The following is a 656-nucleotide window of genomic DNA, read 5'->3' as shown; positions in this document are numbered from 1 at the left end:
TTCTTTGCCCGGGTGCAGGAATTTTGCCAATACGCCGATTACAAATCCAATAATGATGGTGCTGATCCAACCCATATCTCTTGTCTCCTTGTGTGTTGTGAGGAATGTATGTGTGAAAATGCAGTATACAGGCTTGTTTTGTCCCGCTGTGCCATCTTTACAGTTTATAGCGTTGTCCCGTATGGAAAGGGCGGGCGGCGGTATTATAGTGGATTAACTTTAAACCAGTACGGCGTTGCCTCGCCTTGCCGTACTATCTGTACTGTCTGCGGCTTCGTCGCCTTGTCCTGATTTAAATTTAATCCACTATATATAAAGGAAAACCCATGTTGAAACCTGACATCATCCAAATATCCGGTCCTGTCGGTCTGCTCGAAACCATCTTCCTGCCCGCCGCGCAAACGCCCGCACGCGGCGTGGCAGTCATCAACCATCCCAACCCGCTGCAAGGCGGCACGAACACCAACAAAGTCATCCAAACCGCTGCCAAAGCCTTATCGCAACTCGGTTTCCCCTGCTACCTGCCCAACCTGCGCGGCGTAGGCAACAGTGAAGGCACACACGATTACGGACGCGGCGAAACGCAAGACTGTATCGCCGTCATCGACTACGCCCGCGCGCAACATCCCGAAGCCGAACAGTTCGCATTGTCGGGC

The 656-nt window shown here is 52.3% G+C and carries 1 protein-coding gene; it reads left to right on the top strand.

Annotated elements, in window-relative coordinates:
- Nucleotides 1-326: 326 nt before the first annotated feature.
- Nucleotides 327-656: alpha/beta hydrolase (locus ACTHUR_RS14940; protein ID WP_440399384.1), on the top strand; the 330-nt coding region annotated here is incomplete at its 3' end.

Source organism: Neisseria sp. P0021.S007 (genome assembly GCF_051956855.1).
The sequence above is the reverse complement of the archived record's forward strand: the minus strand, read 5'-3'. Positions and strand labels throughout refer to the sequence as shown.